Raw genomic sequence first — 21,186 nt, 5'->3', positions numbered from 1 at the left:
CCTCAGACCACCCTCAGCAGCAGCACGGACCGCCCCGGCACCGTGATCCGCGCCCCCGCCGGATGCACCGTGCCCGGCGGCTCCGCCTGGTCCTCGCGGTCGGTGTCCACGAGCACCTCGTACCGCCGCGCCCACGGCGGGCCCGGCAGCACGAAGGCGGTCGGGTCCTCGCCCGCGTGCAGCACCGCGAGGAAGCTGTCGTCCACGACCGGCGCCCCCCGCTCGTCGCGGCCCGGGATGTCCCGGCCGGAGAGGTACATGCCGAGCGTGGCCGCGGGGGCGTACCAGTCGGCCTCGGTCATCTCCGTGCCCCGCGGGGTGAACCAGGCGAGGTCGCGCAGCCCGTCCGCCGAGTGCGCGCGGCCGGAGAAGAAGGCGCGGCGGTGCAGCACCGGGTGCCGGTGGCGCAGGGCGATCAGGCGGGCGGTCAGGTCGGTCAGCGCCCGCCAGCCCGGTTCGGCCGTCAGCGACCAGTCCAGCCAGCCGATCTCGTTGTCCTGGCAGTAGGCGTTGTTGTTGCCGCCCTGGGTGCGGCCGAGTTCGTCGCCGGCGACCAGCATCGGCACACCGGTGGACAGGAGCAGGGTCGTCAGGAGGTTGCGGAGCTGGCGGCGGCGCAGCGACCGTACCCGCTCGTCCTGCGTCTCGCCCTCCACGCCGCAGTTCCAGGAGCGGTTGTCGTCGGTGCCGTCGCGGTTGTCCTCGCCGTTGGCCTCGTTGTGCTTGCGCTCGTACGACACCAGGTCGCGCAGCGTGAACCCGTCGTGCGCGGTGACGAAGTTGACCGAGGCGTACGGGCGGCGGCCGCCCCAGGCGTACAGGTCGCTGGAGCCGGACAGGCGGTAGCCCATCTCCCGTACGTCCGGCAGGGCCTGGCGCCAGAAGTCCCGGACCGCGTCGCGGTAGCGGTCGTTCCACTCCGTCCACAGGGGCGGGAAGGCGCCGACCTGGTAGCCGCCCGAGCCGATGTCCCACGGCTCGGCGATCAGCTTCACCCGGTGCAGCACCGGGTCCTGGGCGATGACCGCCAGGAACGGGGAGAGCATGTCGACGTCGTGCATCGAGCGGGCCAGCGCCGCCGCGAGGTCGAAGCGGAAGCCGTCGACGCCCATCTCGGTCACCCAGTAGCGCAGCGAGTCGGTGATCAGCCGCAGCACCTGGGGCTGGACGACGTGCAGCGTGTTGCCGCAGCCGGTGTAGTCGGCGTAGCGGCGGGCGTCGCCCTGGAGCCGGTAGTAGCCGCGGTTGTCGATGCCCTTCAGGGAGAGCGTCGGCCCCAACTCACCCGCCTCGGCGGTGTGGTTGTAGACCACGTCGAGGATCACCTCGATGCCGGCCGCGTGCAGCGCGCGCACCATCCGCTTGAACTCGCCGACCTGCTGGCCCGTCGTCCCGGTGGCCGCGTAGCCGGCGTGCGGGGCGAAGTAGCCGATGGAGTTGTAGCCCCAGTAGTTGACGAGGCCCCGGCGCAGCAGGTGGTCCTCGTGCGCGAACTGGTGGACGGGGAGCAGCTCCACGGCCGTCACGCCCAGCCTGGTCAGGTGCTCGATCGCGGCGGGGTGCGCCAACCCGGCGTAGGTGCCGCGCAGTTCCTCGGGGATCCCCGGGTGCAGCTTGGTGAAGCCCCGCACGTGCAGCTCGTAGAGGACGGAGTCGGCCCACGGGGTCTTCGGCCGCCGGTCGTCCTCCCAGTCGTCGTCATCGTCGACGACGACGCCCTTCGGCACGTACGGCGCCGAGTCCCGCTCGTCGCGCACGGTGTCGGCGACGTACTGCTCGGGCCAGTCCCGGACGTGCCCGTACACCTCGGGCGGTAGCCCGAACTCGCCGTCCACCGCCCGCGCGTACGGGTCCAGCAGCAGCTTGGCCGGGTTCCAGCGGGCGCCGGTCCACGGGTCCCAGCGGCCGTCCACCCGGTAGCCGTAGCGCTGGCCCGGCATCACGCCCGGCACGAAGCCGTGCCATATCTCGTGCGTCAGCTCGGTCAGCCGGACCTGGGTCTCGCGGCCGCCCTCGTCGAACAGGCACACCCGGACCGCCTCCGCCCCGCCCGCCCACAGCGCGAAGTTGGTGCCCGCGACCCCGTCCGGGCCGGTCCGGAACCGGGCCCCCAGCGGGGTCGGCGCGCCCGGCCAGACCACCGGGGTCGGCGCCGCGGCGTGCCGGACGCCGTTCAGCACGGACGGCTGCTGCCCCGTCCCGACGGCCGGCTGCCCGGCCGGTGCCCGCCGCTCCGCTGCGCTCGTCACCTGTCGGCCCCCTCTTTCAGCCCGGGGGACGGCGCGCGGTCCACCGGCCGAAGAGCATCCCGCTCGGCCCTCCGGCACGGCTGCGCCCCCGTGCGGCTCATGTCCGGGCTGGGGTCCCCCTCCGGGGAGGCTCCCCAACGTGTCGTCCTTCCCTCTCTTCTGCCCAGTGCGTGCGTCGCACTCACGTTTCCCCCGAGCGGGCCCGGTCGTTGAGTCCCGCGTGAGGCACGTACAAGGACGCGCACGGCGCGCGGGAGCCGCGCTGGCCGCGGTACTGACATGGGCGGCACTGCTGGCGGGCTGCTCCGGGGGCTCCGGACCGCTCGGGGCGTACGACAAGCCCCGGGCACCGCAGGACGTCATCCGCGTCAGCCCCGACGACGCCGTCACGGGCGTCCGCCCCGGCGAGCGGCTGCGGATCCGGGTGCCGGACGGGCGGCTGGAGAAGGTGACCGTCGTCAGGGAGCAGGACGCGCAGGACTTCCCGGTCCCCGGGCGCGTCAGCGCCGACGGACGGACCTGGCGGCCCGACGACGACCGGCTCGCGCTCGCCGCCCGGTACACGGTCGACGTGGTGGCGCGGGACGCGGACGACCGCCGCTCGGCCCGGCACACCACCTTCACCACCCTCGTCCCCGCCGAGCGGTTCATCGCCTACGTCACCCCCGAGAACCGGGCCGTCGTCGGCACCGGCATGATCGTCTCGCTCGCCTTCAGCCGGGAGATCGCCGACCGGGCCGCCGTCGAACGCGCCGTCCGGGTCAGCGCGCGGCCGCCCGTCGAGATCCGCCCGCACTGGTTCGGGGGCAGCCGCCTGGACTTCCGTCCGGAGCGCTACTGGAAGCCCGGCACCCAGGTCACCGTCGGGCTGGACCTGCGCGACGTCCAGGGGGCGCCCGGCGTCTACGGGCTGCAGCACAAGACCTTCGCCTTCACCGTCGGCCGCAGCCAGGTCTCCCTGGTGGACGCGGCGAGGCACACCATGGAGGTACGGCGCGACGGCCAGCTCCTCGCCACCGTGCCGATCACGGCGGGCGGCCCGCGCAACCCGACGTACAACGGCAAGATGGTGGTGATGGACATGCAGGACGTCACCCGCATGAACAGCCGCACGGTCGGCTTCGGCGGCGAGTACGACATCCCCGACGTCCCGCACGCCATGAAGCTCACCGCCTCCGGCACCTATCTGCACGGCAACTACTGGTCGCCGGACGCCCCCGGGCACGTCAACGTCAGCCACGGGTGCGTGGGGCTCAGGGACGTCAAGGGCGGCAGTTCGGCCACGCCCGCGGGCTGGTTCTTCGACCGCAGCCTCATCGGTGACGTCGTGGAGGTCGTGGGCAGCCGGGACAGGACGGTGGCCGCGGACAACGGCCTCGGCGGCTGGAACATGACCTGGCAGGAGTGGAATGCGGGCAGCGCGGTGAAGTAACCGGGGGAGGGGTTTTCGGTACGGGCGGGGGTGCGGGCGGAAGTTGCGACGGAACGGTGACATTCGCCTGACACCGAGCTCAAAACCAGGCGGTTAATATGCGCGCACCAGTGTGGTGGGGAGCGGGCCTGACCAGGTCCGGCGAGGGGAGACGACTTGAACGTGCGGCCCATATCGGGGGCGTCGACGGCGGGACGGCGAGGCCGTAGGAACACAGGATGGGCGCTGATATCCGGCGCCCTGGTGCTGTCGCTCGCCGCGTGCGGCGGGGGCGGTGGCAAGGGGGCGGGGGCCGACGGCAAGGGCTCCAGCACCCAGCAGGGCAAGCAGCAGTCGGCGGCGGCCGTCACGATATCGCCCAAGTCGGGCGCCACCGGCGTCGACACCAGCGGCGCGCTGAAGGTCGACGTCGCCAAGGGCAAGCTGACCGAGGTGACCGTCAAGGACGCCAAGGGCGCGAAGGTCGACGGCAGCATCGGCGGCGGGGGCGCGTCCTGGACGCCGTCGACCCACCTGGCCGCGGCCACCACGTACACGGTGCACGCGGTCGCGAAGGACTCCGAGGGCCGCGAGAGCGCCGAGGACTCCACCTTCACCACCCTCACCCCGAAGAACACCTTCCTCGGCACCTTCACCCCCGAGGACGGCTCCACCGTCGGCGTGGGCATGCCGTTCTCCGTCAACTTCACCCGGGGCATCACCGACCCGCAGGCCGTCGAGAAGTCCATCAAGATCACGACGCAGCCCGCGGTCGACGTCGAGGGCCACTGGTTCGGCAACGACCGCCTCGACTTCCGCCCCGAGAAGTACTGGAAGGAAGGCACGAAGGTCACCGTCGACCTGAACCTCGACGGTGTCGAGGGCCGCTCCGGCGTCTACGGCAAGCAGCACAAGACCGTGACGTTCACGATCGGCCGCAACCAGGTCTCCGTCGTGGACGCCGAGAAGCACACGATGAAGATCACCCAGGACGGAAAGGTCGTCAGGACCCTCCCGGTCACCACCGGCAAGCCCGGCTACGACACCTGGAACGGCCAGATGGTCATCAGCGAGAAGCTCACCGAGACCCGCATGGACAGCGAGACGGTGGGCTACGGCAAGCAGTACGACATCAAGGACGTCCCGCACGCCATGCGCCTGACCGGCTCCGGCACCTTCGCGCACGGCAACTACTGGGGCGGCGACGCCTTCGGCAACTACAACGCCAGCCACGGCTGCATCGGCCTGCGTGACGTGCAGGGCGGCTACGACAGCTCCACCCCTGCGGCCTGGTTCTTCAACCACTCGCTCATCGGCGACGTGGTGGTCGTCCAGCACGCGAACGAACGCACGGTGGACCCGGCCAACGGCTTCAACGGCTGGAACATGTCGTGGGCGGACTGGACGAAGTGAGCCCGCTTTGACGGACGGGCCCGGTGCTGTGACCTACGGCACCGGGCCCGCCGCCGTTAGTCCCCGTTAACCTGCCTGCATGACCGTGAATCTCGAAGTCGCCGAAGGCGTCGGCACGCTGCGCCTCGACCGTCCGCCGATGAACGCGCTGGACGTCGCCACCCAGGACCGGCTGAAGGAACTCGCCGAGGAGGTCACGCGCCGCGACGACGTGCGCGCCGTGGTGATCTACGGCGGCGAGCGGGTGTTCGCGGCGGGCGCGGACATCAAGGAGATGCAGAACATGGATCACGCCGCGATGGTCCAGCGCTCCCGTGGCCTCCAGGACGCCTTCACGGCCGTCGCCCGCATCCCCAAGCCCGTCGTCGCGGCCGTCACCGGCTACGCCCTCGGCGGCGGCTGCGAACTGGCCCTGTGCGCGGACTTCCGCATCGCCGCCGACAACGCCAAGCTCGGCCAGCCCGAGATCCTGCTGGGTCTGATCCCGGGCGCCGGCGGCACCCAGCGCCTGCCCCGGCTGGTCGGCCCCTCCAAGGCCAAGGACCTCATCTTCACGGGCCGTCAGGTCAGGGCCGACGAGGCCCTCGCGATCGGCCTGGTGGACCGGGTCGTGCCGGCCGCCGAGGTGTACGAGCAGGCGCACGCCTGGGCCGCGAGGCTCGCCCAGGGGCCGGCGATCGCGCTGCGCGCGGCGAAGGAGTCCGTGGACACCGGCCTGGAGACCGGCATCGACACCGGGCTCGCCGTCGAACGGAACTGGTTCGCGGGCCTGTTCGCCACCGAGGACCGCGAGACCGGCATGCGCAGCTTCGTGGAGGAGGGCCCGGGCAAGGCCAAGTTCCGCTGAGCGTCAGCGTGTGAACTTCCCGGTAACTTCGGTCGCAACTCCCGCTGTGCCCCTTGCAATTGACGCGTCGTCTCATCCGGGTCCCTCGATGGGGCGGTTTATGGGAGCCTTAAGGCGACCTTAAGCCTGTGCCGTCGAGGGAGCCTGTCGATTGCCCGGAAGTGAGCCGTCCGCGCAGGTCAACCGAGTCGCACCGGACGTCGACGTGTCGTCGGCATATGCCAAGCGCAGAGGCGGGAGTGGGGGCGTGCAGGGGGCGTATTCCGCCGGAACGGCCCCCAAGACGCCTCCGGACGGCCATCATGGGGGCATGGCGGGGCTGGAGGGCATCGAACAGCCGCGGGGACACGGTCGTGCTGCCGCGGCACGCTGGTCGCCCGGGGTCGAGGACGAACAGGCGCTCAAGGCGCTCGAACTGTTCGGGAACCCGACGGAGGCGGAGGTCCCGCTGCCGTCCCGCCCGGAATCCGCGGCCACCGCCCGCCGGCTCACCCAGGTCGTCGTCCTGCGGACCTGGCGGCTGACCCCCAAGATCACCGAGGACGCCGTCTTACTCGTGTCCGAACTCGTCGGCAACGCCGTACGGCACACCGGCGCCCGGGTCTTCGGCCTGCGGATGCGCCGCCGCCCCGGCTGGATCCGGGTCGAGGTCCGCGATCCCTCGCGCGGGCTGCCCTGTCTGATGCCGGTTCAGGACCTGGACGTCAGCGGCCGCGGCCTCTTCCTGGTGGACAAGCTCTCCGACCGGTGGGGCGTGGACCTGCTCCCGCGCGGCAAGACCACCTGGTTCGAGATGCGGGTGTCCGACCGGTAACCGGCGTCTTGCGCCGAGGCGACCGCGACCCGAAATCATCCCTCAATCGGGCTAATCGGTGCTTTTCTTACCTCCCCGCCCTTAAATGGTGCGGGTGACCACGACCAACCGACGCGGGGTGCTGCGTGCGGGCGCCGGACTCGTCACCGGCGGTGCGCTCGCCGCCGGTTGCGGTGCCGGTAAGACCGCCCCGGCCGCCACCCCGGACCCCGGGTCCCCCACCGCCTCCCCCTCCGGCGCCCACGCCACGAGCCGTCCCTCGGCCGGCGCCCGGGCCGCCCCCGCTCCCCGCGCCTATCCCGGCCTGCCCGCCCAGATCGCCCACGGCCCGCGCACCCGTCCCCAGGTCGCCCTCACCTTCCACGGCCAGGGGGATCCGGGCATCGCCCACTCCCTGCTGGACACGGCGGAGCAGCACGGCGCCCGCCTCACCGTGCTCGCCGTCGGCACCTGGCTGGACGAACACCCCGACATCGCCCGCCGGATCCTCGACGGCGGCCACGACCTCGGCAACCACACCCAACGGCACATCTCCGTCAACGAGATGGCCGAGGCGGACGCCCGCAAGGAGATCACCGACTGCGCGGACCGGCTGAAGCGGCTCACCGGATCCATCGGCACCTGGTTCCGCCCCTCCCGCTCGCCCACCGCGTCGGCGCTGGTCGTCCGGCTCGCCCGCGAGGCCGGGTACCCGCACGTGCTGTCGTACGACGTCGACTCGCTCGACTACACCCGCCCCGGCGCCGCCGCCGTCACCCGCAAGGTTCTCGCCGACGTGAAGAAGGGGTCGGTGGTGAGCATGCACTTCGGGTACCCGGACACCGTCACCGCCCTGCCCGACGTCCTCCACGAACTCGACCGCCGCGGACTGCGCGCGGTCACCACCACGGAGCTGCTGAGCTGATGCGCATCACGAAAGCCGCCCGGCTGCTGGCCGCCGGTGCCGCCCTGACCGCCCTGTCCCTGCTGTCCGCGTGCAGCTCCGGCTCCTCGAAGGGGGGCGACCAGGCTCTCGGCAGCAAGGCGCCCGCCCGGCCACAGGTGGACCAGAAGCGGGTGGACGTGCTCCCCGGGATGCCCGCGGTCGACAACCCGGACGACCTCTACGCCGCCGACCGCCCGAACCAGCTCTCCCCGGTCGTCAAGGACTTCCCGTCCCGGGTGTACGTCCCCAACACCAACTCCAACACCGTCACCGTCATCGACCCCGCGACCTACAAGGTCATCGACACGATCCCGGTCGGCCGCCAGCCCCAGCACGTCGTGCCGTCCTGGGACCTGAAGACCCTCTGGGTCAACAACGACCTCGGCAACAGCCTCACCCCGATCGACCCGAAGACCGGCAAGGCGGGCAAGTCGCTCGCGGTGCACGACCCGTACAACCTGTACTTCACGCCCGACGGCAAGTACGCCGTCGTCATGGCCTCCATGGACCGCGCGCTGGTCTTCCGCGACGCGCACACCATGAAGGTCGTCAAGACGCTGCCGGTCAAGTGCTACGGCGTCAACCACGCCGACTTCTCCCCGGACGGCCGCTACTTCATCGTCTCCTGCGAGTTCAGCGGAGAGATCCTGAAGGTCGACACCGCGCGGATGGAGGTCGTCGACCAGCGGAGGCTGCCGCAGCGCGGCTCGATGCCGCAGGACGTCAAGATCTCCCCGGACGGCAAGCTGTTCTACATCGCCGACATGGTCGCGAACGGACTGTGGATCCTGGACGGCGACACCTTCGACGAGCCCCGCTTCCTCTACACCGGCAAGGGCTGCCACGGCCTCTACGTCAGCCGCGACTCCCGCGAGATGTACATCTCCAACCGGGGCGAGGGCACGATCTCCGTCTTCGACTTCGCCCAGGACAAGCTCACCAAGAAGTGGCGGCTGCCTCAGGGCGGCAGCCCCGACATGGGCGGTGTCTCGGCCGACGGCAAGGTGCTGTGGCTGTCCGGCCGCTACAACTCCGAGGTGTACGCCATCGACACGCGGACCGGTGAGCAGCTGGCCCGCATCAAGGTCGGCAGCGGCCCGCACGGCCTCGCGGTCTACCCCCAGCCCGGCCGCTACTCCCTCGGCCACACGGGCGTCTTCCGCTGAGCACCGAACGCTCCGCCGCACAGACCGCGCCGCGCCCCTTGAGTCTCCACCCGCTGGAAGGCCCAGACTCCCGGACATGACCGACGACGGCACCGGACTCCTCACCATCGGCGAGCTGGCCCGGGCCACCGGGCTGACCGTGCGCACCATCCGTTACTGGTCCGACGAGGGCGTGCTCACCCCGGTGACCCGCTCCCCGGGCGGCTACCGGCTGTACGACAGCGAGGGCGTCGCCCGCCTGGAGCTCATCCGGACCCTGCGCGAGCTGGGGCTGGGCCTGGCGGACGTACGCAGGGTGCTGGCCGGGGAGCGCACGGTGGCGGAGGTCGCGGCCGCCCATGTGGCGGCGCTGGACGCGCAGATCAGGGCGCTGAAGGTGACCCGGGCCGTGCTGTCGACGGTCGCCCGACGAGGCTCGACGGCCAAGGAGATGACCCTGATGAACAAGCTGGCGCGACTGTCGGCGGCGCAGCGACAACGGATCATGCAGGAGTTCGTGGACGAGACGCTCCACGGGCTCGACGCGGTGGACCCGGACGTGCAGGAGCGGATCCGGCAGACGGCCGTCCACCTCGCGGAGGACCCCACACCGGAGGAGGTCGACGCCTGGGTGGAACTGGCCGAGATGCTCCAGGACCCGGAGTTCCGGGCGCAGATGCGGCGCGCGATGGAGTTCAACGCCGCGGACCGGCAGCCGCGCGGACGGTCCCTGTGGTTCGCCAAGCGGCTGGTGGACCTGGTGGCCCCGGCGCGCGATCGGGGCGTCGAGCCCACCGCGCCCGAGGCCGACGAGGTCCTGACGGAGCTGTTCGGGGACGCCGACCGGGAAGCCGTACTGGAACGCATGGCCGTGGGGTTCAACGACCGCGTCGCCCGGTACCGCGAACTCCTCTCCATCGTGAACCGGCAGCCCGCCCCGCCGCACGCCGAGGACTTCGCCTGGGTGGTCACCGCGCTGCGTGCTCGCGCGGCCCGTTAATCTGACCAGCGTCAGTACGCCAGCACGGCAACAGAAACACGAGCAAAAGGGGCGGATCGGTGGCGGACATCGAGGAAGCACGCAAGCAGTTCGAGCGGATCGACGCGAACGGAGACGGATTCATCACCGCTGCCGAGTTCAAGCACGCGCTGGCCGAGGCCGGCGACTGGAACGTCACCGAGTCGGTGGCGGAGTCCATCATCAAGCAGCGCGACCTCAACGGCGACAAGGTCCTGTCGTTCGACGAGTTCTGGGCCTACCTGGACAAGTGACCCGCCCGGGGGGGGTGCCACGGCCGTACCGGCCGGGGTACCCCCTTCGTCATGCGGTGCGCCGGATCCGCACGCTCCAGCGGCCGTCGTGACGCTGCAGCGTGAGCGGAAGGTCGAAGCACTTGCCGATCTGGTCGCCGGTGAGGACCTCGTCGACCGGCCCCGAGGCCAGCACCCGCCCGTCGCGCAGCAGCACCGCGTGCGTGGTGCCCGACGGCAGCTCCTCCAGGTGATGTGTGACGAGGACGGTCGCCAGCCGCGGCCGGGCCGACCGCAGCTCCTCCAGCGCCTCGATCAGCTGCTCCCGGCCCGGCAGATCCAGACCGGTCGCCGGCTCGTCCAGGAGCAGCAGCCGGGGCTCGGGCATCAGCGCCCGCGCGATCAGCGTCCGCCCGCGCTGGCCCTGCGAGAGCGTGGGCCAGCGGGCGTCCCGCAGCGCCGCGAGCCCCAGCGTGGCCGTCAGCGCCTCGGCCCGCTCCTCCTGCTCCGGGCTCGGCCGCCAGCGCGGGAGCAGCTCGATCGAGTTCGTCACCCCGGTCAGCACCACGTCCCGTACCGTCAGCGGCGAGGACAGCGGATGGCGTGGATTGACGTGCCCCACCTGCGCCCGCAGCTCCCGCAGATCGACCCGGCCCAGCCGGCTCCCGAGCACCTCCACCGTGCCCCGGCTCGGATGCGTCACCGCCCCGAGCAGCCCCAACAGGGTCGACTTTCCCGCGCCGTTGGCCCCGAGCAGCGCCCAGTGCTCCCCGGACCGGACCGTCAGCGAGACTTCCCGGAGGATCGGCCGCCCGTCCCGGACGAGATCGACGCCCTCCGCGCGCAGCACCTCGCTCACCGGACCACCGCCCGGTCCACCGCGCACGGCACGGCCCGTGCCGAGGCCGCGAGACCGCAGGCGTCCCGGCCCGCGCCCCGCCGGATCCGGTCGCCGCCCCGGCACTCGGCGCGGGCGACCGCCTCGCCGTCCAGGTCCGGTTGCTCCACCACGTCCAGCACCTCCACCGAGTGTCCGGCGCCCGCGAGCGCGTCCGTGACGGCCGCGAGGGGCGTGTCCCCGGTGCCCGCGCAGCCGCCACCGGCGGTCAGGGTACCCGTGAACCGGTGCGCCCCGGGCTCCTCCCGGTGCGCGGACCAGGAGCCGAGCCCGACCCGGCCGCCCGCGCCCTGGTGTCCGTCCCGGCGGGTGCCGCAGGAAGGGGCGGGAACGGGGTCAGGGGGCGGTCCTGCGGTAGTGGCCCGCTGCGGTGCCGTACTCCTGCTTGAGGGCCTTGGCGAAGGCGAACTCCGAGGTGTAGCCGGTGCGTTCGGCGATCTGGCGCAGGGACAGGTCGTCGTGGCACAGCAGCCGGCCCGCTGTGGTCATCCGCCACCAGGTCAGGTACGTCAGCGGCGGCTCGCCCACCAGCGCCGTGAACCGGCGCGCGAAGGCCGCCCGGGACAGCCCGCCGGCGGTGCCCAGCTCCGCCACCGTCCAGGGGTGCGCCGGATCGCCGCGGATCGCGCGCAGCGCCGCCGCGACCGCCGGATCGGCCAGCGCCCCGGCCCAGCCCCGCCGCACGCTCGCTCTCCCACCAGGCCCGCAGGATGAACAGCAGCAGGGTGTCCAGCAGCGAGGTCACGATCGCGTCGGTGCCCGGCCGCTGCTCCTCCAGCTCCGTCCCGAGCAGCTCCACCGCCGCCCGCAGCGCGCGGTGCCCGCCGGCCGTGGCGGGCAGATGCACGATCTGCGGCAGCTCGGCCAGCAGCCGGTGGGAGCGCTCGCGGTCCAGCCGGTAGAACCCGCACAGCGTGACCGCGTCCGGGTGTCCCTCCCGCGTCTCCTGCGGCCAGCCGCCCCAGGTGCCGTCGGGCTGCATCCGTATCTCCCGCAGCGGGACGTCGAGCGCGCCGGACAGGCTGTGCGCCTGCCCGTGCGCCAGGAAGACGACATCGCCGGGACCCAGCGCGTACTTGTACCGGCGCGAGGAGTGCGGCTGCCCGGTGCGCATCGCGGCGACGACGTCGCTGAGCACGTCCATGGCCCCACTGTAGTCAGCGAGTTCGCCGCCGTGCCGCCCACTACGTCGGCTCGGGCCTCACCGACGGCACCCTCCGGCCGGTGATCGCCGAGGTGTACGACGGCCTGTACCGCATCGGGGACGCACACCGCCTGATGGAGTCGAACCGCCACACGGGCAAGATCGTCGTACGCGTCTGAGGCGGTTCACACGAATGCCGGAGTCGCGGAATAGCGCCGGGACCGAAGAGGTTGTCGGGGGTACCCGAAGCATGCACATGCATGAAACGAGACGACCCCGGAGGGCCTGACATGAAGATCGGCATCATCGGCGCGGGAAACATCGGCGGCAACCTCACCCGCAGGCTCACCGCCCTCGGCCACGACGTCTCCGTGGCCAACTCCCGCGGCCCCGAGACCCTGAAGGAACTGACCGAGGAGACGGGCGCGAGCGCGGTCCGGGTCGAGGAGGCGGCCCGGGACGCCGAGGTGGTGGTCGTCACGATCCCGCTGAAGGCGATCCCGAACCTCCCCTCGGGCGTGCTGGACGGCGCGGCGAAGGACGTGGCGGTGATCGACACCGGCAACTACTACCCGCAGCAGCGCGACGGCCGCATCGCGGCGATCGAGGACGACGGCCTGACCGAGAGCCGCTGGACCGAACAGCACCTCGGCCACCCGGTGATCAAGGCCTTCAACGGCACCTACGCCCAGGACATCCTGGACCGCCCCCGCCCGGCCGGTGCCCCCGACCGCATGGCGCTCCCGGTCGCGGGCGACGACGCGGCCGCCAAGGCCAGGGTCCGCGCCCTGATCGACGAGCTCGGCTTCGACACGGTGGACGCGGGCGGCATCGACGACTCCTGGCGCCAGCAGCCGGACACCCCGGTCTACGGCCTCCAGGCCGGCACCGAAGCCGTCACCAAGGCCCTCGCCGAGGCCTCCCCGGAACGCCCGGCGGGCTTCCGCGGCTGACCGCCGCTCAGGCCTCCGCCCAGCTCTTCAGCGCGGCCTTCGACGAGAAGTCGGCCACGTCCTTGTCGTGCGGGTCACTGGTGTACTGGTGGAAGCGCCAGTGGGCCTGGACGCGAGGGTGGCCGGCGGTGACGTAGTCGGCGATCCACAGCCCGTCAGCCGCGTAGGACGTGTCGTCGATGTTCAGCCAGAAATCGCGGTTGCAGTAGAGGATCACCCGGTGGTTCGGGCGCAGGGACTTCACCTTCTTGAGGAAGGTGTCCTTCTCCGCGCTGCTCGCGTGGGTGCCGTCGCCCGTGGTCTCCCAGTCGACGGCGAGGATGTCGCCCGCCCTGGAGGGAGCGGCGGTCACGAAGTGTTCGGCCTGGGCGGCGAGGTTGCCCGGCCACAGGAAGTGGTAGAAGCCCACGACCAGTCCGGCGTCCCGGGCGGTCTTCGTCTGGGCGGCGGTGTGGGGGTTGGTGTACGTGCGGCCCTCCGTCGCCTTGATGAAGGCGAAGGAGAGGCCGCTCGTGTCGTACGAGGACGACTGGAACGCGCTGACATCGATGCCGTGGAGCATGTGGGGGACTCCTCGAAGTGCCGATGGGGGTAAGGAGTTGGAGGTGCTGGTTGAGTGATGCCCCACGATGGCACGCTCGATCCGCTCCACGAGGCGGAAGTCGGCTCCGGGCGACGACCGAACTGAGGACCGACGCCGGCTTCGCCGGCCAGTCCGAGGTGATGATGCTCGCGTGGTCCCCGGCCAACAGCGCCAGACGGGCGGGGGCGCGCGGAGTGCGGGCACGCCGTTCCGCAGCTTCTACACCCCCGAGGAGATGCTGAGCCTGGCCCGCGAGGCCGGGTTCAAGGAGGCCCGGCACGTCTCGGGCGCCTCCCTCGCCGAACGGTACTTCACCGGCCGCCCGGACGGCCTGCGCCTGTCGACGGGGGAGGACCTGCTGGTGGCCACCACGTGCACCCACCGCCCGCCGTCCCCGCCTGTCGCCCCCGTCCGCCGCGCCCGCGCGTCGATACGATGACGGCAACGGCGAGTTGGGGGGAGTTCCGGAGTGGAAGCGTTGATGAGCATGGCACTCTCGGCGGTCGGCACGGTCGCTTCGGGTGCCGTCTCCGGAGCCAGTGGTGAAGCGGGCAGACGGCTCTCCGAGCGGCTCTGCGACCTGCTGAGCCGGGGCCGCTCCGGTGACAACTCGGGGTCTGCGGCGGCTGGTTCGCGGCTCCCCACCCCGCCCACCTTCCCCGGCACCGAGTCCGAGCAGACGGCGGCGGCGCGGCAGCTGCTCGAACTCGCCCGCAGATCACCGGAGTTCGCCCGCGAGGTCACGGACTGGGTCCGCGAGGCCGCGTGGCTCTCGCCGCGCACCGTACCCGCCGTGGCGCACGGTGCCTCGCGCCCGCAGATGCTGCCGCCGACGACGGCGGTGTTCACCGACCGCACGGAGGTGCTCGCCTGGCTGACGGCCCTGCTCGACGACGAGGAGCGGACGCCCGGCGCGCCCGCCGTCGCCGTGCTCACCGGGCCGGGCGGCATCGGCAAGACCGCCGCCGCCGTGCACTGCGCGACGGAGCTGCGCGAGCGGTTTCCCGGCGGGGTGCTGTTCGCGGACCTGAAAGGCGCCTCGGCCGGAACGGCGCTCCAGCCGTCCGACGTGCTCGCGTGGTTCCTGGAGCGGCTCGGGGTGCCGCGCGCCCTGGTGCCGGGCGACGAGGCGCGCCAGCGCGATCTCTACCGCGACTGCACCGCCGACCGCCGCCTGGTCGTCGTCCTGGACAACGCCCACGACGACGCCCAGGTCATCCCGCTGCTCCCGGCCTCGCCGCAGTGCCTCGTCCTGGTGACGAGCCGGTACCGCCCCGGGCGGCTCGTGGCCGAGTACGGCGCCCGGCCGTATCCGCTGGGGCCGCTGTCGGCCGAGGACGCGATGACGCTGGTCCGGCGGGTCGCCGGCCGTGACCGGCCCGCCGCGCCCGACGCCGTGGTGCGGGCCGTGGCCGACGGCACGGGCGGGATCCCCCTCGCGCTGTGCACCACGGGCGCCGGCCTCGCCGTCCGGCACCAGCTGACCTGGGAGCGGGTCGCCCAGCAGCTGTCCGGCCGCGGCCAGGCGGACCAGGGGAACGACCGGGAGGGCACCGCCGTGCGTGAAGAGGACCGGGCGGCAACGGCCGATCCCGTCCGGCTCGTCCAGGACGCCGCCTACGCCGAACTCACCCCCGGCTGCGCCGCGTTCTACCGCGCGCTCGCGGTGTGGCCGTGGCCGACCGTGACCGTCCGCACCGCCGCGCACGCCGCCGCCGTCCACGAGGACGAGGCGCGCGGGCTGCTGGAGGAGCTGGCCCGGGTGCATCTGCTGGAAGAGGTCGGGGAGGAGCGCTACCGGTTCCACGACCTGACCCGGGCGCACGCCCACGCGCTGGCGGAGGCCGAGGACGGACCCGCGCGGATGGCGGCCGCCGTCCGCCGGGTCGCGGTCGCGCACCTGCGCTTCGCGGCGGGCGCGGACTTCCGGGTCATGCCGCTGCGCTGGCGGCTCGGCCCCGCGTACCGGGGGCTCGTCCTGCCGGAACACCGCGACCGCGCCGACGGCAAGCGCGCGCTGGCCGAGCTGCGCGCCGAGCGGGAGAACCTCGCGGCCGTCGTCCGGGCCGCGGCCCACCACGGCTTCGACGACCTGGTCTGGCAGCTGTGCGAGGCCCTGTGGGGCCTGCACCTGCTGCTCGGCTACCACGCGCAGTGGATCGACACGCACCTCCTCGGGGTCGAGGCCGCCGGACGCCACGTGGCGCAGGAGTTCGGCGATCCGCGGTCCGTCGGCCGTATGTGGGCCCAACTCGCCTTCGGCTACATGGGGTCGGGCCGGCCGGCGGACGCGGAGCACGCCCTCACGCGGGCCAGGGACGCCGACCGGGCCTGTGGCCACCACCGGGGCGAGGCGACCGCCGTCGAGTCGCTGGGACTGCTCCGGCTCAAGCAGTGGGAGTTCGCGGCGGCGCAGGCGTGTTTCGAGGAGGCGCAGGAGGTCCTGCGCCGGATCGGCCCGGGGCAGGACGGATGGGCGGACGTGCCGCGCGCCACGGCCCTGCTGGCCCACCACATCGGCCGCGCCCAGACCAGGCAGCGTCAATTCCCGGCCGCCGTCGCCCGGTTGAACGACGCCCTCGCCCGGTTCCGCCGACTGCCGGGCGGCGGCGACACCTACAACGCGGGCCGCGTCTACATGAGTCTGGGTGACGCGCACCTCGACGCCGGCGACGCGGAGCAGGCGCGTGTCTGCCTGGACGCGGCCGTCACGGCGATGACCGAGGCGGGCGCCTGGCTCCAGCTGGCCGACGCCCTGGAGGCACGCGCCCGCTGCCACCGCCTGGCGGGACGCCCGGAGCAGGAGGCGGAGGACCTGCGCACCGCCGCCGCACGCTACGAGGCCAACGAGGACCAGCTCGGCCTGACCCGTGTCCGGGCCCGCCTGACGGAACTGACGGCCTGAGCCCCGAGCCGCGCGGCCCGGCGACGCGGAGGCCCGGATCCCGGATCCGGCTCACGGTGCTCCCCGGCCGAGGGGCGCCACGGTGACGCGGTGTGCCGCCCCGCCCGTGCGGACGGTGATCGCGGGCAGGGCGTCGGCCAGGGTCCGGCCGTCGGTGAGCCAGGCGTGGAGCGCGGAGGCGTAGGCGGCGGGATCGCACAGGTCGGCCCGTCCGTCGGGGCCCGCGGTGGCGGCCAGCCGCACGAGGTCGCCCGCGCGGGTGCGGACGACGCAGCGGTCCGGCCCGTCGACGTAGGCGGCCAGTCCGCAGTACGGGTAGCGGTCGAGCGCCTCCGCCGTCCAGGCGGCCGGCGGCCCGAGCCGCGGGTCGTCCCCTGCCGCGTACCGTACGACGACGTCGGCGACGCGCAGCCGGCCGGCCTCCCGGGTCTCCTCGTCGACCACCGTGTGCGCGCAGTCCCAGCGCATGTCCGGGGCGTCCGACGGGTCGGGCCCGGCACCGGCGACGGCGTACCGGGCGACGCGGACCTGCGGCGGATCCGTGCCGAGGCCGCCCGAGAGCACGCGGACCGGGGCGGTACGACGGGCGGGCAGGTACGGCGGCAGCGGCAGCGGGTCGAGCAGCGCCGGGTGCCCCTCGGGCTCGGCCAGCTCCATGAGGCCGTAGAACAGGCGCCGCAGCAGGGCGGCCGACTCTCCCGGTGCCGAACTGGTCTGCTCCGCGAGCTCCTTGTACCGGGCGGGATCGTGCGCGGCGACGGTGTCCTCGATCTGGGCGCGCAGGCTGCCCCGGCGCACGAGGCGCGCAGCCTTACGGCCGAGGGCGGCGACCGGGGAGAGCGGGTCGAGGTCCTGCTGGGGGAACGCGCCGAGGAGGACGGGGATGCCGAGGGAGGCGGCGTAGTAGGTGACGCTGGAGTGGTCGCCGAGGACGCAGTCGGCGGCGATCAGGGCCTGGCGCCAGCCGTCGAGGGGGTCGATCGCGTCGAGGCCGGCCCGCCGGGCGTTGTCCAGCCAGGCGCGGACCTGGCCGGGCCCGTGGCCGTACCAGATGTTCGGATGCAGGACCGCGACGGTCCGGTACTCGTCGGCGGGCAGTTCCGCCGCGAGGCGGGACAGCAGCCAGGGCAGCAGGTCGTCCGCCGCCGGCTCGGCGGCTCCGCCGAAGAGGGAGCGGGCCGCCCAGGTGGAGCTGACGACGATCAGCCGCTGACCGGGGCCGACGCCCAACGCCCGGCGGTAGAGGGCGCGTTGGGGGAGTGCGGCGAGGATGCGGTCGTAGCAGGGGTCACCGGCGAGGACCGCCGTGGGCGCCGCCTCGGGACAGGCCGAGCGCAGCCGGTCCAGCTGTTCCGGGTGGGAGAGGACGGTGGCGTCGGCGAGGGGACTCCCGTCGGCGAGGAGCCAGTCGGGCGACAGCCCGAAGACCGGTGTTGTCCGGTGTTGTCCGGTGTTGTCCGGTGTTGCGAGCCTCTTATTGTACCCCACCCCGTGCGACAGCACGGCCAACTTGGCCTGCACAGCGGCCAGTTCACCGCCGTAGCTGGCGGACACGGCCAGGTCGAACGGGGTCTCCTTGGCCTGCTCCCACGGCAGGACCGGCAGCCCCGCCCGCGCCAGCAGCTCGGGCACCCCGGCCAGGAACGGGGACGAGCCCGTGCACGTGGCGAACATCTGCACGCGCAGGTCGCCGGAGAACAGCGGGAGGACGTCCAGCAGACGCGTCGCCGACGTCACGTTGTGCACGACGAACAGGACCCGGCGGCAGCCGACCCGGGTGACCCAGCGCTCCGCGTCCGCCCCCACCGGCACCCGCACCCGTATCCGCGCCGCCCCGTCCGTCACTCCACCCGCTGCCGCCCCACCCGTCACGCGGTTTACCTCAGCACTCGATGATGTTCACCGCAAGTCCGCCCCGCGCCGTCTCCTTGTACTTCACGGACATGTCCGCGCCGGTGTCCTTCATGGTCTTGATGACCTTGTCCAGGGACACCTTGTGGGAGCCGTCGCCGCGCATCGCCATCTTCGCCGCCGTGACCGCCTTCACCGCGGCCATGCCGTTGCGCTCGATGCACGGGATCTGGACCAGGCCGCCGACCGGGTCGCAGGTCAGGCCGAGGTTGTGCTCCATGCCGATCTCGGCCGCGTTCTCGACCTGCTCCGGGCTGCCGCCGAGCACCTCCGCCAGCGCGCCCGCGGCCATGGAGCAGGCGGAGCCGACCTCGCCCTGGCAGCCGACCTCGGCGCCGGAGATGGAGGCGTTCTCCTTGAAGAGCATGCCGATCGCACCGGCGGCGAGGAGGAAGCGGACCACGCCGTCCTCCTTCTCTCCTTCGGAGGCAGCACCCGACCCGAAGTTGATGTAGTAGTGCAGCACCGCCGGGATGATGCCCGCCGCGCCGTTGGTCGGGGCGGTCACGACCCGGCCGCCGGCCGCGTTCTCCTCGTTCACGGCCATCGCGTAGAGCGTGATCCACTCCATCGCGTGCGCCAACGGGTCGCCCTCGGCGCGCAGTTGGCGGGCGGAGACGGCCGCGCGGCGGCGGACCTTGAGGCCGCCGGGCAGGATGCCCTCACGGGACATGCCGCGCCCGACGCACTCGCGCATCACCCGCCATATCTCCAGCAGACCCGCGCGGATCTCGTCCTCGGTCCGCCAGGCCCGCTCGTTCTCCAGCATCAGGGAGGAGATCGACAGGCCGGTCTCCTTCGTGAGGCGGAGGAGCTCGTCGCCGGTGCGGAAGGGGTACTTCAGGACCGTGTCGTCCAGCACGATCCGGTCCGCGCCGACCGCGTCCTCGTCCACGACGAAGCCGCCGCCGACCGAGTAGTACGTCTTCGACAGGAGCTCCGCGCCCTCGGCGTCGTAGGCCCACATCGTCATGCCGTTGGCGTGGTACGGCAGGGCCTTGCGGCGGTGCAGCACCAGGTCGTCGTCGAAGGAGAACGGGATCTCGTGCTCGCCGAGCAGGCTCAGCCGGCCCGCCGCCTTGATCGCCGTCACCCGGTCGTCGGCCGACTCCACGTCCACCGTGCGCGGCGAGGCGCCCTCCAGGCCGAGCAGCACCGCCTTCGGCGTGCCGTGGCCGTGGCCGGTCGCGCCGAGCGAGCCGTACAGCTCGCAGCGCAGCGAGGCGACCGAGGACAGCACGTCCTCGTTGCGCAGCCGGCGGGCGAACATGCGCGCCGCGCGCATCGGGCCGACCGTGTGGGAGCTGGACGGGCCGATGCCGATCGAGAACAGGTCGAAGACCGAGATGGCCACGGACGACTCCTCAAGACGGGGTGGAGCGAAAACGGTGGTACAGGATGGCGGGCACCGCACACGCCGGTACGCGGGTACGTACTCCAGTGTGCGCGGTACCCTGCAAAAGGTGTCTTACTTGTTCAGACCCGGGTACAGCGGGTGCTTGTCGGCGAGCGCCTGCACGCGCGCCTTCAGGGCCTGAGCGTCGTAGGACGGCTTGAGCGCCTCCGCGATCACGTCGGCGACCTCGGCGAAGTCCTCGGCCGTGAAGCCGCGGGTCGCGAGGGCGGGCGTGCCGATCCGCAGGCCCGAGGTGACCATCGGGGGGCGCGGGTCGTTCGGGACCGCGTTGCGGTTGACCGTGATGCCGACCTCGTGGAGCCGGTCCTCGGCCTGCTGGCCGTCCAGCTCGGACGCGCGCAGGTCGACGAGGATCAGGTGCACGTCCGTACCGCCGGAGAGCACGTTCACCCCGGCCTCGCGGGCGTCCGCCGCGGTCAGGCGCTCGGCGAGGATGCGGGCACCCTCCACCGTACGGCGCTGGCGCTCCTTGAAGTCCTCCGAGGCGGCGACCTTGAAGGACACCGCCTTGGCCGCGATCACGTGCTCCAGGGGGCCGCCCTGGAAGCCCGGGAAGACCGAGGAGTTCAGCTTCTTCGCGAAGTCCTTCTTGGCGAGGATGATGCCGCCGCGCGGGCCGCCGAGCGTCTTGTGGGTGGTCGAGGTGACCACGTCCGCGTGCTCGACCGGGTTCGGGTGCAGCCCGGCCGCGACCAGACCGGCGAAGTGCGCCATGTCGACCCACAGGTACGCCTCGACCTCGTCGGCGATCCGGCGGAACTCGGCGAAGTCCAGCTGACGCGGGTACGCCGACCAGCCGGCGATGATCACCTTCGGGCGGTGCTCCTTGGCGAGCTTCTCCAGCTCGGCCATGTCGACCAGACCGGTCTGCGGGTCCACGTGGTAGGCGACCACGTTGAACTGCTTGCCGGAGAAGTTCAGGCGCATGCCGTGGGTCAGGTGGCCGCCGTGCGCCAGGTCCAGGCCGAGGATGGTGTCCCCGGGCTGGGCGAGGGCGAACAGGGCCGCCTGGTTGGCGGAGGCGCCGGAGTGGGGCTGGACGTTGGCGTACTCGGCGCCGAACAGCTCCTTGACCCGGTCGATGGCGATCTGCTCGGCGACGTCGACGTGCTCGCAGCCGCCGTAGTAGCGGCGGCCGGGGTAGCCCTCGGCGTACTTGTTGGTGAGGACCGAGCCCTGTGCCTCCATCACCGCGAGCGGCGCGAAGTTCTCGGAGGCGATCATCTCCAGCGTGGACTGCTGGCGGCCGAGTTCCGCGTCGACCGCGGCCGCGATCTCCGGGTCCAGCTCGTGCAGGGGAGTGTTCAGGACAGTCATACG

At 72.6% G+C, this 21,186-nt stretch carries 17 protein-coding genes and 3 pseudogenes; 12 read left to right on the top strand and 8 right to left on the bottom strand.

Annotation, left to right across the window (positions count from 1 at the left end; all coding sequences use genetic code 11):
- Positions 1 to 2: 2 nt before the first annotated feature.
- Positions 3 to 2,249, bottom strand: coding sequence for a glycogen debranching protein GlgX (gene glgX, locus ACFC8N_RS23240; RefSeq protein ID WP_376289405.1), 2,247 nt, complete (start codon positions 2,247 to 2,249; stop codon positions 3 to 5).
- Between the two features lie 220 nt (positions 2,250 to 2,469).
- Here glgX and ACFC8N_RS23235 point away from each other — a divergent pair, with 220 nt between their 5' ends.
- The 8 genes from ACFC8N_RS23235 (at position 2,470) to ACFC8N_RS23200 (ending at position 10,076) form a co-directional block, all read left to right on the top strand.
- A complete protein-coding gene (locus ACFC8N_RS23235) occupies positions 2,470 to 3,681 on the top strand; it encodes an Ig-like domain-containing protein (protein ID WP_356034501.1) in 1,212 nt (403 codons plus the stop codon).
- Positions 3,682 to 3,837: 156 nt separating this feature from the next.
- Positions 3,838 to 5,073, top strand: coding sequence for an Ig-like domain-containing protein (locus tag ACFC8N_RS23230; RefSeq protein WP_356034504.1), 1,236 nt, complete (start codon positions 3,838 to 3,840; stop codon positions 5,071 to 5,073).
- Positions 5,074 to 5,152: 79 nt separating this feature from the next.
- Positions 5,153 to 5,920: an enoyl-CoA hydratase/isomerase family protein gene (locus tag ACFC8N_RS23225; protein ID WP_376289403.1), complete on the top strand. Its 768-nt coding sequence runs from the start codon at positions 5,153 to 5,155 to the stop codon at positions 5,918 to 5,920.
- 310 nt (positions 5,921 to 6,230) lie between these two features.
- Entirely contained in the window at positions 6,231 to 6,734 is a 504-nt protein-coding gene (locus ACFC8N_RS23220) for an ATP-binding protein (RefSeq protein ID WP_071379738.1), read from the top strand.
- Between the two features lie 85 nt (positions 6,735 to 6,819).
- A complete protein-coding gene (locus ACFC8N_RS23215; protein WP_362822417.1) occupies positions 6,820 to 7,638 on the top strand; it encodes a polysaccharide deacetylase family protein in 819 nt (272 codons plus the stop codon).
- Positions 7,638 to 8,825: a YncE family protein gene (locus ACFC8N_RS23210; RefSeq protein WP_356034512.1), complete on the top strand. Its 1,188-nt coding sequence runs from the start codon at positions 7,638 to 7,640 to the stop codon at positions 8,823 to 8,825. Before ACFC8N_RS23215 ends, ACFC8N_RS23210 begins: the two co-directional genes overlap by 1 nt.
- Before the next feature lie 76 nt (positions 8,826 to 8,901).
- Positions 8,902 to 9,804, top strand: a complete 903-nt coding sequence (locus tag ACFC8N_RS23205; protein WP_376289400.1) for a MerR family transcriptional regulator — start codon at positions 8,902 to 8,904, stop codon at positions 9,802 to 9,804.
- Between the two features lie 59 nt (positions 9,805 to 9,863).
- A complete protein-coding gene (locus ACFC8N_RS23200) occupies positions 9,864 to 10,076 on the top strand; it encodes an EF-hand domain-containing protein (protein ID WP_356034518.1) in 213 nt (70 codons plus the stop codon).
- A 49-nt stretch (positions 10,077 to 10,125) separates the two neighbouring features.
- Here ACFC8N_RS23200 and ACFC8N_RS23195 read toward each other — a convergent pair whose 3' ends face one another.
- The 3 genes and pseudogenes from ACFC8N_RS23195 to ACFC8N_RS23185 all read right to left on the bottom strand — a co-directional run bounded on the left by ACFC8N_RS23195 (position 10,126) and on the right by ACFC8N_RS23185 (position 12,097).
- Positions 10,126 to 10,914, bottom strand: coding sequence for an ABC transporter ATP-binding protein (locus ACFC8N_RS23195; protein WP_376289398.1), 789 nt, complete (start codon positions 10,912 to 10,914; stop codon positions 10,126 to 10,128).
- Positions 10,911 to 11,066: a hypothetical protein gene (locus tag ACFC8N_RS23190; protein ID WP_356034523.1), complete on the bottom strand. Its 156-nt coding sequence runs from the start codon at positions 11,064 to 11,066 to the stop codon at positions 10,911 to 10,913. Before ACFC8N_RS23190 ends, ACFC8N_RS23195 begins: the two co-directional genes overlap by 4 nt.
- Before the next feature lie 223 nt (positions 11,067 to 11,289).
- Positions 11,290 to 12,097 (bottom strand): annotated as a pseudogene (locus ACFC8N_RS23185) (AraC family transcriptional regulator).
- A gap of 56 nt (positions 12,098 to 12,153) precedes the next feature.
- Here ACFC8N_RS23185 and ACFC8N_RS23180 point away from each other — a divergent pair.
- Together ACFC8N_RS23180 and ACFC8N_RS23175 are read left to right on the top strand one after the other, a co-directional pair.
- A pseudogene (locus tag ACFC8N_RS23180) lies at positions 12,154 to 12,276 on the top strand (zinc-binding dehydrogenase); the annotation flags it as partial.
- Positions 12,277 to 12,387: 111 nt separating this feature from the next.
- The gene (locus ACFC8N_RS23175; protein WP_376289396.1) at positions 12,388 to 13,050 is read left to right on the top strand and encodes an NADPH-dependent F420 reductase; all 663 of its coding nucleotides are present in this window, start codon (positions 12,388 to 12,390) and stop codon (positions 13,048 to 13,050) included.
- 7 nt (positions 13,051 to 13,057) lie between these two features.
- Here ACFC8N_RS23175 and ACFC8N_RS23170 read toward each other — a convergent pair whose 3' ends face one another.
- The gene (locus ACFC8N_RS23170; RefSeq protein ID WP_376289394.1) at positions 13,058 to 13,612 is read right to left on the bottom strand and encodes a glycoside hydrolase family 25 protein; all 555 of its coding nucleotides are present in this window, start codon (positions 13,610 to 13,612) and stop codon (positions 13,058 to 13,060) included.
- A 205-nt stretch (positions 13,613 to 13,817) separates the two neighbouring features.
- Between ACFC8N_RS23170 and ACFC8N_RS23165 the strand changes: the two are divergent.
- A pseudogene (locus ACFC8N_RS23165) lies at positions 13,818 to 14,006 on the top strand (SAM-dependent methyltransferase); the annotation flags it as partial.
- 108 nt (positions 14,007 to 14,114) lie between these two features.
- Complete coding sequence (locus ACFC8N_RS23160; RefSeq protein WP_376289392.1) at positions 14,115 to 16,538, top strand: NB-ARC domain-containing protein; 2,424 nt, start codon at positions 14,115 to 14,117, stop codon at positions 16,536 to 16,538.
- Positions 16,539 to 16,589: 51 nt separating this feature from the next.
- Here ACFC8N_RS23160 and ACFC8N_RS23155 read toward each other — a convergent pair whose 3' ends face one another.
- From ACFC8N_RS23155 to glyA, 3 genes are all read right to left on the bottom strand, one after another.
- The gene (locus tag ACFC8N_RS23155; RefSeq protein WP_376289390.1) at positions 16,590 to 18,410 is read right to left on the bottom strand and encodes a hypothetical protein; all 1,821 of its coding nucleotides are present in this window, start codon (positions 18,408 to 18,410) and stop codon (positions 16,590 to 16,592) included.
- A gap of 10 nt (positions 18,411 to 18,420) precedes the next feature.
- Positions 18,421 to 19,803 carry an L-serine ammonia-lyase gene (locus ACFC8N_RS23150; protein WP_356034539.1) on the bottom strand — a complete coding sequence of 461 codons (1,383 nt, stop codon included), beginning with the start codon at positions 19,801 to 19,803 and terminating at the stop codon, positions 18,421 to 18,423.
- Between the two features lie 114 nt (positions 19,804 to 19,917).
- The gene (gene glyA, locus ACFC8N_RS23145; protein ID WP_376289388.1) at positions 19,918 to 21,183 is read right to left on the bottom strand and encodes a serine hydroxymethyltransferase; all 1,266 of its coding nucleotides are present in this window, start codon (positions 21,181 to 21,183) and stop codon (positions 19,918 to 19,920) included.
- Positions 21,184 to 21,186: the final 3 nt, after the last annotated feature.

The sequence above is a fragment of the Streptomyces sp. NPDC055966 genome (assembly GCF_042269865.1).
Taxonomy (GTDB): Bacteria; Actinomycetota; Actinomycetes; order Streptomycetales; family Streptomycetaceae; genus Streptomyces.
The sequence above is the reverse complement of the archived record's forward strand: the minus strand, read 5'-3'. Positions and strand labels throughout refer to the sequence as shown.

Bases quoted from the DNA above. Each gene is read 5' to 3' on its own strand.
- ACFC8N_RS23225 (WP_376289403.1), top strand. From the start codon at position 5,153: ATGACCGTGAATCTCGAAGTCGCCGAAGGCGTCGGCACGCTGCGCCTC.
- ACFC8N_RS23220 (WP_071379738.1), top strand. From the start codon at position 6,231: ATGGCGGGGCTGGAGGGCATCGAACAGCCGCGGGGACACGGTCGTGCT.
- ACFC8N_RS23215 (WP_362822417.1), top strand. From the start codon at position 6,820: ATGGTGCGGGTGACCACGACCAACCGACGCGGGGTGCTGCGTGCGGGC.
- ACFC8N_RS23210 (WP_356034512.1), top strand. From the start codon at position 7,638: ATGCGCATCACGAAAGCCGCCCGGCTGCTGGCCGCCGGTGCCGCCCTG.
- ACFC8N_RS23205 (WP_376289400.1), top strand. From the start codon at position 8,902: ATGACCGACGACGGCACCGGACTCCTCACCATCGGCGAGCTGGCCCGG.
- ACFC8N_RS23175 (WP_376289396.1), top strand. From the start codon at position 12,388: ATGAAGATCGGCATCATCGGCGCGGGAAACATCGGCGGCAACCTCACC.
- ACFC8N_RS23170 (WP_376289394.1), bottom strand. From the start codon at position 13,612: ATGCTCCACGGCATCGATGTCAGCGCGTTCCAGTCGTCCTCGTACGAC.
- ACFC8N_RS23160 (WP_376289392.1), top strand. From the start codon at position 14,115: ATGAGCATGGCACTCTCGGCGGTCGGCACGGTCGCTTCGGGTGCCGTC.
- glyA (WP_376289388.1), bottom strand. From the start codon at position 21,183: ATGACTGTCCTGAACACTCCCCTGCACGAGCTGGACCCGGAGATCGCG.